The sequence below is a fragment of the Streptococcus sp. KHUD_017 genome (genome assembly GCF_054861245.1).
The window spans coordinates 1,222,513-1,238,915 of the sequence record NZ_CM142175.1 but is presented as its reverse complement, the minus strand read 5'-3'; the positions used below and the strand labels follow the sequence as shown (position 1 = coordinate 1,238,915).

At 39.5% G+C, this 16,403-nt stretch carries 15 protein-coding genes; 8 read left to right on the top strand and 7 right to left on the bottom strand.

Annotated features, from left to right (window positions below):
- Positions 1 to 9: 9 nt before the first annotated feature.
- From ACVAMZ_RS06095 to mnmL, 4 genes are read right to left on the bottom strand one after another with little or no spacing between them, the layout of a single operon-like run.
- A complete protein-coding gene (locus ACVAMZ_RS06095) occupies positions 10 to 2,064 on the bottom strand; it encodes a cation:proton antiporter (RefSeq protein ID WP_461684336.1) in 2,055 nt (684 codons plus the stop codon).
- An 11-nt stretch (positions 2,065 to 2,075) separates the two neighbouring features.
- Positions 2,076 to 2,330 carry a hypothetical protein gene (locus ACVAMZ_RS06090; RefSeq protein ID WP_461684335.1) on the bottom strand — a complete coding sequence of 85 codons (255 nt, stop codon included), beginning with the start codon at positions 2,328 to 2,330 and terminating at the stop codon, positions 2,076 to 2,078.
- Positions 2,323 to 2,880, bottom strand: a complete 558-nt coding sequence (gene mnmM / locus ACVAMZ_RS06085; RefSeq protein ID WP_461684334.1) for a tRNA 5-(aminomethyl)-2-thiouridylate-methyltransferase MnmM — start codon at positions 2,878 to 2,880, stop codon at positions 2,323 to 2,325. The genes ACVAMZ_RS06090 and mnmM overlap by 8 nt, the downstream gene beginning before the upstream one ends.
- Positions 2,864 to 3,811 (bottom strand): tRNA modification radical SAM protein MnmL/YtqA, encoded by a 948-nt coding sequence (gene mnmL, locus ACVAMZ_RS06080; protein WP_461684333.1) that lies wholly within the window; start codon positions 3,809 to 3,811, stop codon positions 2,864 to 2,866. The genes mnmM and mnmL overlap by 17 nt, the downstream gene beginning before the upstream one ends.
- A gap of 191 nt (positions 3,812 to 4,002) precedes the next feature.
- Between mnmL and ACVAMZ_RS06075 the strand changes: the two genes are divergently transcribed.
- The 6 genes from ACVAMZ_RS06075 to ACVAMZ_RS06050 all read left to right on the top strand — a co-directional run bounded on the left by ACVAMZ_RS06075 (position 4,003) and on the right by ACVAMZ_RS06050 (position 10,654).
- On the top strand, positions 4,003 to 6,189 hold the full coding sequence (locus ACVAMZ_RS06075) for a PTS transporter subunit IIBC (protein WP_461684332.1): 2,187 nt from the start codon (positions 4,003 to 4,005) through the stop codon (positions 6,187 to 6,189).
- Between the two features lie 51 nt (positions 6,190 to 6,240).
- A complete protein-coding gene (locus ACVAMZ_RS06070) occupies positions 6,241 to 7,059 on the top strand; it encodes an endonuclease/exonuclease/phosphatase family protein (RefSeq protein WP_461684331.1) in 819 nt (272 codons plus the stop codon).
- A gap of 148 nt (positions 7,060 to 7,207) precedes the next feature.
- On the top strand, positions 7,208 to 7,933 hold the full coding sequence (locus tag ACVAMZ_RS06065) for a CppA N-terminal domain-containing protein (protein ID WP_461684330.1): 726 nt from the start codon (positions 7,208 to 7,210) through the stop codon (positions 7,931 to 7,933).
- Positions 7,930 to 8,862: a serine hydrolase domain-containing protein gene (locus ACVAMZ_RS06060; protein ID WP_461684329.1), complete on the top strand. Its 933-nt coding sequence runs from the start codon at positions 7,930 to 7,932 to the stop codon at positions 8,860 to 8,862. The genes ACVAMZ_RS06065 and ACVAMZ_RS06060 overlap by 4 nt, the downstream gene beginning before the upstream one ends.
- Before the next feature lie 9 nt (positions 8,863 to 8,871).
- Positions 8,872 to 9,783 carry a DMT family transporter gene (locus tag ACVAMZ_RS06055; RefSeq protein ID WP_461684328.1) on the top strand — a complete coding sequence of 304 codons (912 nt, stop codon included), beginning with the start codon at positions 8,872 to 8,874 and terminating at the stop codon, positions 9,781 to 9,783.
- Positions 9,784 to 9,895: 112 nt separating this feature from the next.
- Positions 9,896 to 10,654, top strand: coding sequence for a CPBP family intramembrane glutamic endopeptidase (locus tag ACVAMZ_RS06050; protein ID WP_461684327.1), 759 nt, complete (start codon positions 9,896 to 9,898; stop codon positions 10,652 to 10,654).
- A gap of 43 nt (positions 10,655 to 10,697) precedes the next feature.
- On the opposite strand, the gene ACVAMZ_RS06045 is transcribed toward ACVAMZ_RS06050, so the two are convergent.
- Together ACVAMZ_RS06045 and rsmG are read right to left on the bottom strand one after the other, a co-directional pair.
- Positions 10,698 to 11,981 (bottom strand): uracil-xanthine permease family protein, encoded by a 1,284-nt coding sequence (locus ACVAMZ_RS06045; protein ID WP_461684326.1) that lies wholly within the window; start codon positions 11,979 to 11,981, stop codon positions 10,698 to 10,700.
- A gap of 311 nt (positions 11,982 to 12,292) precedes the next feature.
- Positions 12,293 to 13,006, bottom strand: a complete 714-nt coding sequence (rsmG, locus tag ACVAMZ_RS06040; protein WP_461684325.1) for a 16S rRNA (guanine(527)-N(7))-methyltransferase RsmG — start codon at positions 13,004 to 13,006, stop codon at positions 12,293 to 12,295.
- A 94-nt stretch (positions 13,007 to 13,100) separates the two neighbouring features.
- On the opposite strand from rsmG, the gene ACVAMZ_RS06035 reads away from it, so the two are divergent.
- Complete coding sequence (locus tag ACVAMZ_RS06035) at positions 13,101 to 13,661, top strand: LemA family protein (RefSeq protein ID WP_461684324.1); 561 nt, start codon at positions 13,101 to 13,103, stop codon at positions 13,659 to 13,661.
- A 1-nt stretch (position 13,662) separates the two neighbouring features.
- Positions 13,663 to 14,562, top strand: a complete 900-nt coding sequence (htpX, locus tag ACVAMZ_RS06030; RefSeq protein ID WP_461684323.1) for a zinc metalloprotease HtpX — start codon at positions 13,663 to 13,665, stop codon at positions 14,560 to 14,562.
- 42 nt (positions 14,563 to 14,604) lie between these two features.
- On the opposite strand, the gene ACVAMZ_RS06025 is transcribed toward htpX, so the two are convergent.
- Positions 14,605 to 16,164, bottom strand: a complete 1,560-nt coding sequence (locus ACVAMZ_RS06025) for an ATP-binding cassette domain-containing protein (protein ID WP_461684322.1) — start codon at positions 16,162 to 16,164, stop codon at positions 14,605 to 14,607.
- Positions 16,165 to 16,403 lie beyond the last annotated feature (239 nt).

Here is a 16,403-nt window from a genome sequence, read left to right as displayed (position 1 = left end):
GTATAGACTTTAATTTCTTCGAACTAATTCCATCATATCGTAAGGTAGCGTGTTGGCTGATTCTTTTAGGGAATAAGTTTCTAGGTTGTTTACATTTTGTCGTAGTTTTTTAGCATACTGGGCTGAGATGAGTTTTTGTTTCTCGTACTCAAAGATGCATTTACGTTCGAGATAATAACCTCTCAACATTTCGTCGATATTATTGGGTTTAATACGATTGATAACTCGTTCCACAAAGGCACCACTCGTAATATGACTGGTTTCACGGAGACGAGATTCCTGCATAAAGCTAATTAGAGAACTCTTATAAATCCCTTTGAGGTTTTCCAAACTTTCGATGATGATTTCAGTGTTGGCTAGGTAGAGTTCAGCAATCTGGTCATAGTCAATGGCCAGAAGTCTTTGGGTTTCTTTGTTCTTCAAGGAACGGAGGGTTTTGCCAAATGTGAGCAACTCGTGTAGGAGAAAACGTACAATCCGAATAGAAACAAGGAAGTAGTAGGTTAGTCGAGAAGCAAAGTTTCGTTTAATATTTTTCTCCATGCTTTTCAGATAACGTTGGTAGACACGATATCCTCTTTCGCCGATTTTGCCTTCTTCATAGGCTTGCTCTAAACCATCGCTCTCGATACTGAGAATCAGTAGTTTGAGAGCTTCCCAGTCTTCCTGGATTTCCTTATTTTCCTGGCTGAGGATGAGGTTTTCAATCCGTCCGTGATAATTATCAATCGCAGCATAGAGAGGCACCTTGTTTTTAGTATGTTCCAGATCTCTTTCTAACTCCATAGCAACATCGTTTAGGATAGCGATGTGCATGAGATGATCCTTAGATGGCTCTTGTTCTTCCGAAAGGTGTGGCAAGACCAGTAATCCAGTTAGAAAACTGACTAGGGTTACACCAGCTACGAGGAAGAGAAGAAGAGGATATTCCTGTTCCAGATTAGACGGTATCAAAAGGATAGTGGCAATGGATACAGTTCCCTTGACGCCAGAAAAGGTAAGGAGAAGCATATCTTTGACATACTTGTCTAAGCTTTTATGAAGTTTCTTAATCCGAAAAGCGTAAAAGCCGTAAATCATCACAAAGCGGATGGCAAAGAGTAGGAAGGTTAAAAGAAAGACTGTGACGAGAAGAAGCACTTTGTTGTAAAAAGCACTCTTCAGAATTGGCTCCGCAATCATCTCCAGTTCCATACCCAATAGAACGAAGACAGAACCATTGAGCATAAATGTTACAGTGTGCCAGACGGTTTCAGTCACAGTATCCACCTGGGCTTCGAGAAGATTTATCTTTTTAAAACGACTCGCTTTTAAAATACCAGCAACAACGACTGCGATAATTCCAGAAACATGAATTCCTTCAGCGATGAAGAAGGTTAGAAGTGGTAAACTGAGTTCTAGCAAGAGCTCACTTGCGATATCTGTTGCACGGACACTGAGAAGAAAGGAGTGGAGGAATCGGTTGATTAAAGCCGTCATAAGACCAACTGCAAGCCCTCCAACGATAGAGATAGCCAGAGATATTCCTGCTTGAGCGATTGAAAAAGTTCCCGTTGTCCAAGCGATGAGGGCTACACGAAAAGCAATTAGCCCAGAAGCGTCATTTAACAGGCCTTCTCCTTTTAAGATATTTGAAATTCGTTTTGGAAAAGTAAAACGTTCAGAAAGAGAAGCAAAAGCGACGAGATCTGTAGGACCAAGTGCAGCTCCGACTGCAACGCAAGCAGCTAATGGTAAGCCAATCCAAAGGACATGGGCAAGGCCTCCCATACTCAATGTTGATATAAAGATAACTGGGAAAATCAAGTAGAGAACGATTCTCCAGTGCTTTAAGATAGAGGTTACATCTGCTTCTTGAGCCTCGCGAAAGAGAAGCGGGCCGATTACCAAAGCTAGAAACAACTCAGTGTCTAAGTGATATTGGTTATTCGGTAAGCACAGACCAATCCCAATCCCCAGAAGTATTTGAATCAGGGGCATGGGTAAAAAGGGGAGTAGTTTATTGGTTGTACTAGAAACAATAAGAACTAGTAAAAATACTAAGAGATAAAAAAGTAAATTCATCTTCTACCTCCTTATTTTTGTTTTCGACAAGCTTCAAAAAGTTCCCTTTGTTCTTGGATTTTTTGATCAATCTTCGAGCAATCCTTGTGCTCGATTTTCTTTTGACAACGCTCCATTTCAAGTGTAATCATTTTTTTCTTGATTTTTAGCATCTTTTTGCTCATATGAGCTTCATCTAACATACCAACTGCCCGTTCATGTTGGGTTGATTCAACGAATTTGTGTCGGAGAGATTCAATTTTGTCTTTTAGGTATTGTTTATCCATGTCGATACCTTTCTAATTTTTCAATCATAACTAAAAATGGTGGATTGTTGATTTGGTTGAGGGTACGATAGATCGTAGCGGTATATTCTTGTTGTGGCAACTGACTGACAAAATCTAAGACAGCATCTCGCTCTATATCTCCGCCTTCATGCCCGTAATAAATCATGATGGCTATTCGTCCGCCTTTAACGAGCATCTGACAGAGTTTTTCAAGTGCCTCAAGGGTTGTCTGAGGTTGAGTGATAATGCTTTTATCTGCAGAAGGCAGATAACCTAGATTAAAGATGGCTGCTTTCACCTCAGTTACAAACTGATCTACGGTTTCATGACCTTGGAGAAGTAATTCAACATTGGTCAAACCAGCTTCTTGTAGACGTTGACTAGTCTTTTCTAGAGCTTGTTCCTGTATATCGAAAGCATAGACTTGTTTAGCTAACTTAGCTAGAAAAAAGGTATCGTGGCCATTTCCCATGGTCGCATCCACAACAACATCCTCTGGGGTGATGACTTGGGCAAGAAAATCATGCGCCATTTCAAGTGGTCTTTTCATTCATAAACTCCTGTTTTACAGCCTTGCAACCTTGTACACTTCCTCGACGTCTCATTTCGGCTTCAATGCTATTTAAAACTTCCCATTTGTTGAGACTCCACATAGGACCAATCAACATATCTCTAGGTGCATCTCCTGTAATTCGATGAATGACGATATGTTTGGGAATAATTTCTAGCTGGTCGCAGATGACCTTGACATATTCATCCTGACTCATGAGCTGCAAACGACCTTCGTGGTAATCCCGTTGCATCCGAGTGTTCGTCATGAGGTGAAGTAGGTGAAGTTTAATCCCTTGAATATCATTATCAGTCACACAACGACGAACATTTTCCACCATCATGTCATGAGTTTCACCTGGTAAACCATTAATCAAATGAGCTACAATTTCAATCTTGGGATATTTTCTCAAGCGCTTAACCGTTTCCACGTAGAGTTTATAGGAGTGGGCACGGTTAATCAATTCAGAAGTTTCCTCATAGGTTGTTTGTAAACCTAACTCTACAGTAACATGCATTCGTTCTGACAGATCTGCCAAGTATTCGATAGTCTCATCAGGAAGGCAATCTGGTCGTGTACCGATATTGATTCCAACAACACCAGGTTCATTAATAGCCTGTTCATAGCGTTGACGAATCACTTCGAGCTTTTCATGAGTATTAGTAAAGTTTTGGAAATAGACTAGATATTTTTTTACATCTGGCCATTTACGGTGCATAAAGTCAATTTCCTTATAAAATTGCTCACGAATAGGAGCGTCAGGCGCAACGATAGCATCTCCAGAACCAGAAACCGTACAGAAAGTACAACCTCCATGAGCTACTGTACCATCACGATTGGGACAATCAAATCCAGCATCGATAGGAACTTTGAAAGTTTTTTCTCCGAATAAATTTCGATAATAATCATTCAAGGTATTATAGGATTTCATAGCTAATATTATATCAGAAAAGACTCGCAAACTCAAAGTCAGCAAATAAGTGAGAGATATTGAAATGATTGGACAGAAAAAAATTTTAAAAAAAGCCTTTACAAAAAAATAAAAAGTGGTATAATTAAGTCACAAACAAGTGCAAACGTTTTCGTAAAACGTTTGCCTAATAAATATAAAAGGAGATTTGAATGATGAAAGATACATTCAAAAATGTCTTGTCTTTCGAATTTTGGCAGAAATTCGGTAAGGCTCTAATGGTGGTTATCGCTGTTATGCCAGCGGCTGGATTGATGATCTCAATCGGTAAGTCACTTGCAATGATTGACCCAAACCTTGCTCCCCTAGTTATTACTGGTGGCGTACTAGAGCAAATTGGTTGGGGAGTTATCGGTAACCTTCATATTTTGTTTGCCCTCGCTATTGGAGGAAGCTGGGCTAAAGAACGTGCTGGTGGTGCTTTTGCGGCAGGTCTTGCATTTATCCTTATTAACCGTATCACTGGTACAATTTTCGGTGTATCAGGGGATATGTTGAAAGATCCTAATGCTATGGTTTCAACAATCTTTGGTGGATCTATCAAGGTTGCTGATTACTTCATTAGTGTACTTGAGGCACCAGCCCTTAACATGGGGGTATTTGTAGGGATTATCTCAGGTTTTGTTGGAGCGACTGCATTTAACAAATACTATAATTTCCGTAAACTTCCTGATGCCCTTTCATTCTTTAACGGGAAACGTTTTGTACCATTTGTAGTTATTCTTCGCTCAGCAATCGCTGCAATTCTTCTTTCAGCTTTCTGGCCAGTTGTACAAACAGGTATCAACAACTTTGGTATTTGGATTGCTAACTCACAAGAAACAGCTCCAGTTCTAGCACCGTTCTTGTATGGTACTTTGGAACGTTTGCTCTTGCCATTTGGACTTCACCACATGTTGACTATCCCAATGAACTACACAGCTCTTGGTGGTACTTATGATGTCTTAACTGGTGCAGCAAAAGGAACTCAAGTATTTGGTCAAGATCCACTTTGGCTTGCATGGGTAACAGACCTTGTCAACCTTAAAGGTACTGACGCGGCTCAATACCAACACTTGTTAGATACAGTACATCCAGCTCGTTTCAAAGTTGGACAAATGATCGGTTCATTCGGTATCTTGATGGGTATCATTGTTGCGATTTACCGTAACGTTGATCCAGATAAGAAACACCAATACAAAGGTATGATGATCGCAACTGCTCTTGCAACATTCTTGACAGGGGTAACTGAACCAATTGAGTACATGTTCATGTTCATCGCAACACCTCTTTACCTTGTTTACGCTCTTGTTCAAGGTGCTGCCTTTGCAATGGCTGATATTGTGAACCTTCGTGTTCACTCATTCGGTTCAATCGAATTCTTGACTCGTACTCCACTAGCTATCAATGCTGGTCTTGGTATGGATATTGTGAACTTTATCTGGGTGACAGTACTCTTTGGCGTTATCATGTACTTCATCGCTAACTTTATGATTCAAAAATTCAACTACGCAACTCCAGGACGTAACGGAAACTACGAAAATGCCGAAGGTTCATCAGAATCTGAAGATACTGGTAAGTCAAAAGTTGCAGAAGCTTCTCAAGCTGTTAACATCATCAACCTTCTTGGTGGACGTGCGAACATCGTCGATGTGGATGCATGTATGACTCGTCTTCGTGTTACTGTAAAAGACGCTGAAAAAGTTGGAACAGAAGAACAATGGAAATCAGAAGGAGCTATGGGACTTGTCATGAAAGGACAAGGTGTCCAAGCTATCTACGGACCTAAAGCAGACGTTTTGAAATCAGATATCCAAGATCTTCTTGACTCAGGTGAAGTAATTCCTGAAACTCTTCCAAGTCAAATGGCAGCAGCTCAAAAAGATGCTGTAGTCTATAAAGGTGTAACTGAAGAAGTTTACTCAGTTGCTGATGGTCAAGTTATCGAATTGGAACAAGTTAAGGACCCTGTCTTCTCACAAAAAATGATGGGTGATGGATTTGCAGTGGAACCATCAAATGGAAACATTGTATCTCCAGTTTCAGGTACGGTATCAAGTATCTTTCCAACTAAACATGCTCTTGGTCTTGTGACTGCAGATGGTCTTGAAGTTCTTGTTCACATTGGTTTGGACACAGTAAGTCTTGAAGGAAAACCATTCGATGTGAAGGTTTCAGAAGGGCAAGCAGTAGCTGCAGGTGATCTCTTAGTTAAAGCTGACCTTGGTGCTATTCAAGCAGCAGGTCGTGAAACTACAACTGTAGTTGTCTTTACAAATGGTGATGCTATTAAATCAGTAACATTAGAACAAACAGGAACTCTTGCAGCTAAAACAGCAGTTGCAAAAGTAGAATTGTAATCGATTAGGGGTTGGAATCTATTTCCAACCTCTTGTTTATAGGAGAAAAGTATGAAGTTTTTAACACTCAATACTCATAGTTGGATGGAAAAAGAACCTGAAGAAAAATTTCGGCTCTTGTTACAAGATATCCTTGAAAACAGCTATGATTTGATTTGTTTTCAAGAAATCAACCAAGAAATCACTTCAACACAAGTAGAAGCGGGTCCGCTATATCATCCTTTACCTTCAGCAGAACCCATTCATCAAGACCATTATGTGCGTCTTTTGGTAGAGAAACTAGCTGAAAAAGGTCACAAATATTATTGGACTTGGGCTTATAATCATATCGGTTATGACCGTTATCATGAGGGTGTGGCCATTCTATCTAAAACACCAATTGAGGCGCGTGAAATTTTGGTTTCTGATGTAGATGATCCAACTGATTATCACACTCGTCGAGTTGCATTAGCTGAAACAGTAGTGGAAGGCAAAGAGCTTGCAGTTGCGAGTGTGCATCTTTCTTGGTGGAATAAAGGTTTCCAAGAGGAGTGGGCACGCTTTGAAGCAGTTCTGAAAGAATTGAACAAGACTCTCTTGTTAGCTGGTGATTTCAATAATCCTGCAGGTCAAGAGGGTTACCAAGCTATTCTTGCCAGTCCACTAGACTTACAAGATGCATTTGAAGTTGCAAAAGACAGAAGTGGTAGCTATACTGTTCCTCCTGAAATTGATGGTTGGAAGGGTAACAGTGAACCTCTAAGAATAGATTATGTCTTTACTACAAAGGATATAGAGGTAGAAAACTTACAAGTAGTTTTTGATGGCCAGAAAAGTCCACAAGTTAGTGATCACTATGGTCTTAAAGCAATACTTACTTGGAAGAACTAAGCAAGAATTTTACTAAAATAAACCAAGCCCCCCTTTTGATAATGAAGGGGGGTTACTGATTCAAGGGGTTAATATAGTTAAAGTTTTTAGTTGAATAACTTGTAAAATAGAATAAAATCCTTTAAAATAAAAAGTGTTGGAGGAATTTATGAATGTAAATCAAATTGTGCGTATGATCCCGACGCTAAAGGTAAATAATAGAAGATTAAATGAATTGTTTTATATCCAGACCTTAGGTATGAAACCCTTATTAGAAGAGTCAGCTTTCCTATCACTCGGTGATCAATCGGGTGTTGAGAAATTAGTTTTAGAAGAATCACCAAGTATGAGAACTCGGAAAGTTGAAGGGACCAAAAAATTAGCTAGATTGATTGTAAAAGTAGAGAATCCATCTGAGATTGAAGCACTACTTGCTAGAATGGATAAAATCCCTCAATTATACAAAGGGACCAAAGGGTATGCTTTTGAAGTCCTTTCACCAGAAGGGGACCTAGTCCTTATCCATGCAGAAGATGATATCAAAGACTTGAAAAAGGTTGATGAAACAGTCGCTTTTTCAAAAGATGAAAAACTGCAGTATTTGACAGCATTTGATATTTCAGTGGAGATTAACTTGCCTGAAGAGACGACAAGCCTCCTTGAAAAAGAGGAAATCGAAAATGGGCTAGCTTTTAAACAAGCCCAAGGTAGTGATTTGCTGGTTGACAATAATGTAACTTGGGACTTGTCTATGTTGAAATTCCAAGTACAAACACTTGACTTAGCTAATCTTCGTCAACGTTTTGAAACTGTAGGCTACTTTGTACCAAAGTCTGAAAAGTTTTTCCTAACCAAGGATACCAACAATATTGAATTGTGGTTTGAAGAAGTATGAAACAAGAAATCATTCAAAAAATAGAGCAACAAATTGAGGCAGGGATTTATCCTGGTGCCTCTTTTGCGTATTATCAGGATGGTGTTTGGTCTGACTGGTACCTGGGAGTGGCCAATCCAGAAACAGCTGAAAAAACTCGTGAGGGTTTGGTCTATGATTTGGCTAGTGTGAGTAAGGTTGTTGGCGTAGGAACCGTCTTAACCTCTTTGTGGAAGCAAGGCAAGATTGAGCTTGATGACTCCATAAAGACCTATCTTCCAGAGGCGGATTATCCAGACATCACCATTCGACAATTGCTAACGCATGCGACGGATTTGGATCCTTATATCCCTAACAGAGATCAGCTCTCAGCGGACCAACTAAGAGAAGCCATGTTTCATTTGAATCGCCGAGAGAAGAGAGCTTTTCTTTACTCAGATGTGCACTTTCTCTTACTCGGTTTTCTCTTAGAGAAATACTTTGAGAAGGACTTAGACCAGATTTTACAAGAGCAAGTTTTAGATCCATGGAAGATGAAGGGAACTCAATTTGGAACAGTTAGCAGTGCTGTCCCTACAGTTCGTGGACAGAAGGCAGGAGTGGTGCATGATCCCAAGGCTCGTTTACTAGGTAGACATGCCGGGAGTGCAGGCTTGTTTTCAACTGTGAAGGATTTGAAAATCTTCCTAGAGCATTATTTACAGGATGATTTTGCTGCAGGATTAAGCCAGAATTTTTCAGATTTGAGTGATAAGGAACGATCCTTGGCCTGGAATCTTGAAGGTGATTGGCTAGACCATACAGGCTATACTGGAACCTTTATCATGTGGAATCGTAAGAAGCAGGAAGCTGTGATTTTCTTGTCCAATAGAACCTACGAAAAAGACCAGCGTGCCCAGTGGATCATTGACCGTAATCAGATTATGGATTTGATCCGTGAAGCAGACTAGGGAGGAAGTATGTCAAAAGCTCTTAAAGGAACTCTTTTTACAGTGATTGCTGGTATTGCTTGGGGCTTGTCTGGGACCAGTGGTCAGTACCTAATGGTTCATGGGATATCGGCTCTAGTCCTAACTAATATCCGTTTAATAATCGCAGGTCTCCTCTTAGTTCTTTTATCGTATATGAAGTCCAAAGAGCAATTTCTAGCTTTTTTAAAAGATAAATCAAGTCTCTTTTCTCTCTTCTTATTTTCTTTATTTGGCCTCTTTCTGAATCAATTGGCTTATTTATCGGCTATTCAGGAGACAAATGCAGGTACAGCGACGGTGCTTCAATATGTCTGTCCTGTTGGAATCTTGGCTTACACATGTATAAAGGATAGGGTAGCACCTACTATAGCCGAAATCCTTTCTATGATTTTAGCAATAGGTGGAACCTTTTTAATTGCGACTCATGGTCAGTTGGATCAGCTCTCTATGACACCAGCAGGTCTCTTTTGGGGATTGTTTTCTGCTTTAACCTATGCTCTTTATATCATTGTACCCATTAAGCTCATTCAAAAGTGGGGGAGCATTCTGGTTATTGGTGTCGGTATGACCATATCTGGGTTGGTAGCAGTTCCATTTACTGGAATTATCGGCGCTAGAATTCCTATGTCATTTGATATTTTTCTAGCCTTTGCTGGAATTATTCTTATTGGAACGGTTTTTGCTTACACAGCTTTTCTCAAGGGAGCCAGTATGGTTGGACCAGTCAAATCTAGTCTTCTGGCCTCGATTGAGCCAATCTCTGCGGTGTTTTTTGCCTTCATGATTATGGGAGATATTTTTTATCCTGTAGATTTTCTTGGTATGGCAATGATTTTACTGGCCGTGACCATTATTTCTTTAAAGGATTTAACGCTAGAAAAGAAACATAAGTCTATTTAAAGACAGAACAACCTTATAAAGAGGTTGTTTTTTTATGTTCTGCATTAATTTATATAATTTTAAGATTGAAAGTTTATAATAAAGTTACAAAAATAAGCTAAACGGAGGAAATATGAATTTTATACAAAGTATTCATCCAGCTAAACCTTTAAGATACTTAAAATGGTTCGACATCTTCATCATTACTGTTTTAATGTTTGGAGAGTTTATCATCCGTTCTACTCAACAATTTATGGAGAGTTTATCACCTTCAACTCTTGCTAGTGTTGCGGAAACTACAACAAATGTAGCAAGTGATGGCGCAGCTTATTCTAGTAATTTTACTTTTCAATTGATGATGTTAGGGATTACTTTCCTTTATCTCTTGATTCGAAATTATGATTTTAAACAACTTCCTATACGCTTTTCCTGGTCTGTTTTCATCTGGGTTCCCCTTATCTTTGCTATTGTTGGTATTTTTGGAGATATTGTAACAACCCTTAGTGGTGAGTACAATTATTTTAATCCTCAGTTGATTCCTTTTATAGATCCCATGGAAATCATTAGAAAATTCATGGCCTTAACGCCAATGGCCATTGGTTATGCTCTTCTAAATGGTTTTTACGAAGAATTTTTCTTCTTGGGATTACTGACTTCAGTAAAAGAAAAGCATCAGTGGCTGGTTCTAGTATACTCGGTAATCATACGGATTTCTTTCCATACCTACCAAGGATTACTCTGGGCCTTGGTTATTGGTCTTGTTTACGGACTATTCTATTATTTCTTGTACAAGTATGTAGTCAAGAATTTACTGCCATTCTTTCTCATGCATGCTCTTGCAGATATGTTTGGTTCAAGTCTCTTGTACCTCTTGATTACTTGGAGAACTTAAGCAAAAAATCCACTCATTTGAGTGGATTTTTTTATGAAGGCTTTTAGTCTTTATTTTCGTATGGCAAGATTAAGTTTAAAAGGATACCTGTCATTGCTGATAGGGCAGTACCTGAAAGTGTAACTGGACCAAGTTTAAGGATTGCTCCACCAAGTCCAAGCACGAGCATTGCACTTGCAATGATAAGGTTACGCATTTGTCCAAAGTCAACGCGCTCTTTGATCAAGACTTTCAAACCGTTGCTGGCGATAACCCCGTAAAGAAGGATTGACATACCACCAAGTACGGCGCTAGGGATTGTAGAAATCAAAGCAGTGAATTTTCCAAGGAAACTTAGGGCAATTGCGATAAAGGCTGCGTTACGGATAACTGAGACAGAAGCGATACGAGTCATACCGATCACCCCTGTATTTTCACCGTAGGTAGTATTAGCAGGACCACCAAGGAAGGCAGATACAGATGTTGCGATACCGTCACCAAGAAGGGTACGGTGAAGACCTGGTTCTTTCAAGAATTGACGGCCACAGATTTGGCTCAAGACCGTGTGGTCTCCAATGTGTTCTGAGATTGTTACGATCGCGATTGGTAAGATTGCAATCGTCTCTGGACCGAAGTAAAGGTTGTATTCTTTGAAGGCACCACCTGTGCTAAATGGTAGGTAGAAGCCTGGAATTTCAAACCAGTTAGCTTGAAGAACAGGAGTGAAGTCAACTAAGCCAAGTGCTAGCGCGAAGAGATATCCACCAATAATTGCAAAGAGGAAAGGAATGATACGAAGGAAACCTTTTCCTTTTGTATTGATAAAGGCAGCGATGAGGAAGGTAACCACAGCTACAAGAGCATTTTTCCAGTTGCCGTCAGCTACAAGACCAGCATTGGTTACGGCAGAACCAGCAAGCCCAAGACCGATAACGATAATCATAGGACCAATAATGATTGGAGGCAAGAGTTTATCAATCCATTTTGTACCTGCGAAGCGAACACTTGCAGCAACAAGGACATAAACAAAACCAGTTAGGATAACCCCTGTCTGAGCAGCAGATACATCACCCCCCATTTCTTTCATGGCAAGTGACATGGCTGTAATAAAGGCGAAAGAAGAACCAAGATAAACAGGAACTCTAAAACCTGTTGCAAACATATAGATGAGGGTACCAACCCCTGAAGCGAAGAGGGCAACAGATACAGGCATTCCCAAAATCAATGGTACCAAGATGGTTGCACCAAACATGGCAAACACGTGCTGGAAACTGAGTAGGATTCCCTTACCAAAAGAAGGACGTTGGTCAACGTCGAGTAACAAATCAACAGTTGATTCTTGTTTCATAAATACCTCACTTTTTGGGCATCAAAAAAGAGCCCATTATTTTACAGCAATAGGCTCTCAGAGTAAGACTTCTTCAAAAAGAGAATTATCTCATTCTTAAAGAATTTCATATATTTCTGCGTCTTCGTCACCTCACGGGATGACATTAAAAACCTTTGCTTAAGATAGTATAGCAGAAAAAATTCGTCTTGTAAACGAATTTTTCCCGAGCCAAGAAACAAAAAAGTGAGGCATGATTTTGTAAATCATTTTTTCCAGAGCAAGGAAATAAAGACGCGAGGCTGATTTTTTAGGTATCTTTTTAAAAATGCTTAAAGTGGTCGTTTGTTGGGCATGCCAGCCTTACGTGGATATTTGTTTGGAGTTTCCTTTTTCTTTTCAACAATGGTAATGTAGCGGGGGTCTCCATTTGGAAGTGTATAGCTAAGGTTGTTTTCGACCTTGCTAAAGAGAAGGTTGAGAGCATTTTTTGCTTCTGTCAATTCCTCAGGGGCATTACTGGCCTTAAGTGCCAAAAGTTTTCCACCAACTTTAAGGTAGGGAATGGTTAACTCTGAGAGAACTTGCATGCGAGCAACTGCACGAGCTGTAACAATGTCGAATTGGGCACGGAAATGCTTGTCTTGGGCAAAGTCTTCGGCACGTCCATGGTAGAAATGAACACCTTCTAGATTAAGCTCCTCAGCCAGAAGCTGAAGGAAGTTAATGCGCTTATTGAGTGAATCAATGATGGTCACATCTAGCTGAGGGTAGAGAATCTTCATAGGGAGACTTGGGAAACCTGCACCAGCGCCAATATCCAGTAACTTAATTTCTTGGTTTTCTATCAACCCTTGTAGGATAGGAGCGATAGAATCATAAAAGTGCTTAAGATAAACCTCTTCCTTTTCTGTAATTGCAGTCAGGTTGATTTTTTCGTTCCACTCGACTAAGAGTTCGAAATAGCGCTCAAATTGAAATTTTTGCTGGTCAGTAAGAATAATATTTTGTTGGTCAAGTAATGTGTAAAATGTTTCTGGTTTCATAGTTCTATCCTTCTTTTATGTCATCTTATTTTACCACAAAAATATGGAAATTTGATATACTGGTACTAATCTTAAATGAGAAAGGAATCCTACTATGTCTTGGATTATTTTTGGAATTTCTACTCTTCTTGTTTTCTTTGTGGTTATTAGTTATAACAGCCTAGTTAGAGGACGTATGCAGACCAAGGAAGCTTGGAGTCAGATCGATGTTCAGTTGAAGCGTCGAAATGATCTCTTACCAAACTTAATTGAAACAGTTAAAGGTTATGCTAAATACGAAAGTTCTACTCTTGAAAAGGTGACTGAACTCCGTAGACAAGTAGCTGCAGCAACTACACCTGCAGAAGCCATGAAAGCTAGTGATGCACTGACTCGTCAGATATCTGGTATCTTTGCGGTTGCAGAGAACTATCCTGACTTGAAGGCTAGTGGCAACTTTGCTCACTTACAAGAAGAACTGACTAACACAGAAAACAAAATATCATATTCTCGCCAACTTTATAATAGTGTCGTTAGCAACTACAATGTTAAATTAGAAACTTTCCCAAGTAATCTGGTTGCGGCTATCTTTGGCTTCAAGGCAGCAGATTTCCTTCAGACTCCAGAAGAAGAAAAGGCTGTTCCTAGAGTTGATTTTAGTGGTTTAGGTGACTAAGATGCTGTACAAACAAATCGCTAGTAATAAACGCAAAACTTGGGTTTTATTAATTATTTTCTTTCTTTTGTTAGCTATTGTAGGTTATGCAGTTGGATATCTTTTCATGAACTCAGGATTTGGGGGCGTGACTATAGCCATGATTATCGGTTTCATCTATGCCTTGACCATGATTTTTCAATCTACAGAGATTGTCATGAGTATGAATGGTGCGCGTGAAGTTGACAGGAATGAAGAACCTGTTCTCTATCATGTTGTTGAGGATATGGCTATGGTGGCGCAAATTCCTATGCCACGAGTTTATGTAATTGATGACCCGGGTTTGAATGCTTTCGCCACAGGTTCGAATCCTCAAAATGCTGCTGTTGCTGCTACGTCAGGACTTCTAGAGATCATGAATCGTGAGGAATTAGAAGCTGTAATCGGGCATGAAGTTAGTCATATTCGCAACTTAGATATTCGAATCTCTACCATTGCTGTTGCTCTTGCCAGTGCCATTACCCTTTTATCGAGTATGGCTGGTCGTATGATGTGGTGGGGTGGAGCATCCCGTAGTAGAAGAAATAGTGACCGTGACAATGGAGGACTTGAAGTGATTATGTTAGTTATTTCTCTCCTAGCAATTGTTCTGGCACCTCTTGCAGCAACTTTAGTGCAATTAGCTATTTCTCGCCAACGAGAATTTTTAGCGGATGCTTCAAGTGTGGAATTAACACGCAATCCTCAAGGGATGATCAATGCTCTCCTTAAGCTAGAAAATAGTCAACCAATGACTCATCATGTGGATGATGCTAGTAGTGCGCTTTATATCAATGATCCTCAAAAACCAGGTTTCTTGAAAAAACTATTTTATACGCATCCACCTATTTCAGAACGGATTGAGCGTTTGAAACATATGTAAAAAACATCCAGAGGTTTTCTCTGGATGTTTTATTTCCAAAAGTTAAAGATCTTGTAAATCAACTACTTCTAAACCATGCTCTGTCAGACTATAGATACTCGTACAGACTTCTTTTAAGAAACGTCGATCGTGCGAAACAGTAACCAGACCACCAGAATAATTGGCAAAGAGTTTTCTGATTTCTGGTTGAGAAGTTGGAGAAAAATTTCGTGTGGGTTCATCCAGAAGGAGAAAGTTTGGTTTTCGCAGAACTAAATTCAAAAGAAGGAGTTTACCCTGTTGACCTCCAGATAAGGAGTGGATTTGGTGGTGCATCTCTGGATAGCTGAAATTAAGACTGGCTAAGTGAGATTGGATTTTCTGTATTTCCTCCTTGTGTCCAGTTTGGCTGAGAAATTCTACTGGGGATAGATCCAATTGCAATGTTTCTTGGTAATCTTGTGGCATAAAACCAAGCGAAATCTCTCTTTTGCTGCTTAGTAGTTGATGTAACTTTGCTAAAAGAGTGGATTTGCCAACGCCATTGGGACCGATAATGCCTATTTTATCATGACCACGGACAGTTAATTGTAGCCCTTGAGACAGAATTCGTTGGCCAATAGATAAAGTCTCATTTTCTAGTCGAACTAAGACTTTTGAAGCCGCTAATGGCTCTATATCTGAAAAGAAAAGTTGGATTTGTTCCTCTTCAAGTGGCTTTTGAGTCATGGACTGAGCTGCTTTTTCGTAGCGTTTTTCTTGAGAAAGAACATTTTTCATCTTTTTAGCTAATAGTCGCCCAGCAACATCATTTTTAGTATTTCGCAAGGCAGTTTCGACATTTTGCTTGACTCGACGATGCTTTTCCATGGTTTTTTCATAGACTCGTTGGTCATTGGCAGCTTGCTGGCTTTGTCTGGTAAAATTAGCCTTTCTCTGGTCACTATAGCTATCGTAGTCTAAATGCTCTACTAGCGTTTCCGCTTCTTTCCGGTGCTTTATCAGTCGCAAGTGGATAATGGTGTCTGCTGTTTGAGAGAGAAAATCTTCATCATGAGAAATGAAAATAACGGTTTGCCTCATCTTTTGAATCTGTTTTTTTAGCCAATCAACCATCTCTATATCCAGGTCATTTGAAGGTTCATCTAAAAATAAAATCTCAAAGGGTTTGGCAAATTCATGGATGAGCTGAATTTTCAAAGCTTCGCCCCCCGAGAGGCTACCAATTTCTTGGTCGCTTGCAAAACGACTGCTGTCAAAATGTAATTCATCAGACAAGCAATAGAGAATGCTGTAGTCCAAATCTGTAGACTCTAAAAAGAAGTAGTCCTGTAGAGATTTTTTCTTCAGTTCTTCAGGGAGATATTGGGGAATGTAGGCCAGGGACTGAAGGTCAGACTGGATTTCGCCCCTGATAGTGAAATCAGGTAATGCTTCTCCCATTAAAGTTTTAAGTAAGATTGATTTTCCATTTCCTTCTTCGCCTATAATAGCGATCTTTTCTCCGTCTTGGATGGTAATGTTTAAATCGGAAACAAGGTCTCTTAAATCTTTGTTTTGTGTAATGGTCAGATGATTGATTTTTATCATATTATTGCCCTTTCTAGAATGTTCATATTGCATAAAAAAAGCTCTACTTTATCTAGTAGAGCTAATCGCCTATGTCAAAAAAACTCTTTAAAAAGGGCTGAAAATCCAGCAGAAAAAGAGCACACAAAAAAGAGACAGAAACAAGATCTACTAAATAAAGGTTCTTTATTTGATAGACTTAGTTGTTCATGTCTCCCTTACCTCCGAATATTGTTGCAATCATCATACTCTTTTTGTGAAAATTTGTCAAGATTAAGCCATAAAATCCTCTA

Excerpts from the sequence above, each read along its gene's own strand:
- ACVAMZ_RS06050 (WP_461684327.1), top strand. The coding sequence starts at position 9,896 with ATGAATTTTATACAAAGTATTCATCCAGCTAAACCTTTAAGATACTTA.
- ACVAMZ_RS06075 (WP_461684332.1), top strand. The coding sequence starts at position 4,003 with ATGATGAAAGATACATTCAAAAATGTCTTGTCTTTCGAATTTTGGCAG.
- ACVAMZ_RS06060 (WP_461684329.1), top strand. The coding sequence starts at position 7,930 with ATGAAACAAGAAATCATTCAAAAAATAGAGCAACAAATTGAGGCAGGG.
- ACVAMZ_RS06070 (WP_461684331.1), top strand. The coding sequence starts at position 6,241 with ATGAAGTTTTTAACACTCAATACTCATAGTTGGATGGAAAAAGAACCT.
- ACVAMZ_RS06065 (WP_461684330.1), top strand. The coding sequence starts at position 7,208 with ATGAATGTAAATCAAATTGTGCGTATGATCCCGACGCTAAAGGTAAAT.
- mnmL (WP_461684333.1), bottom strand. The coding sequence starts at position 3,811 with ATGAAATCCTATAATACCTTGAATGATTATTATCGAAATTTATTCGGA.
- ACVAMZ_RS06055 (WP_461684328.1), top strand. The coding sequence starts at position 8,872 with ATGTCAAAAGCTCTTAAAGGAACTCTTTTTACAGTGATTGCTGGTATT.
- ACVAMZ_RS06035 (WP_461684324.1), top strand. The coding sequence starts at position 13,101 with ATGTCTTGGATTATTTTTGGAATTTCTACTCTTCTTGTTTTCTTTGTG.
- ACVAMZ_RS06025 (WP_461684322.1), bottom strand. The coding sequence starts at position 16,164 with ATGCAATATGAACATTCTAGAAAGGGCAATAATATGATAAAAATCAAT.
- ACVAMZ_RS06090 (WP_461684335.1), bottom strand. The coding sequence starts at position 2,330 with ATGGATAAACAATACCTAAAAGACAAAATTGAATCTCTCCGACACAAA.
- htpX (WP_461684323.1), top strand. The coding sequence starts at position 13,663 with ATGCTGTACAAACAAATCGCTAGTAATAAACGCAAAACTTGGGTTTTA.
- ACVAMZ_RS06045 (WP_461684326.1), bottom strand. The coding sequence starts at position 11,981 with ATGAAACAAGAATCAACTGTTGATTTGTTACTCGACGTTGACCAACGT.
- mnmM (WP_461684334.1), bottom strand. The coding sequence starts at position 2,880 with ATGAAAAGACCACTTGAAATGGCGCATGATTTTCTTGCCCAAGTCATC.
- ACVAMZ_RS06095 (WP_461684336.1), bottom strand. The coding sequence starts at position 2,064 with ATGAATTTACTTTTTTATCTCTTAGTATTTTTACTAGTTCTTATTGTT.
- rsmG (WP_461684325.1), bottom strand. The coding sequence starts at position 13,006 with ATGAAACCAGAAACATTTTACACATTACTTGACCAACAAAATATTATT.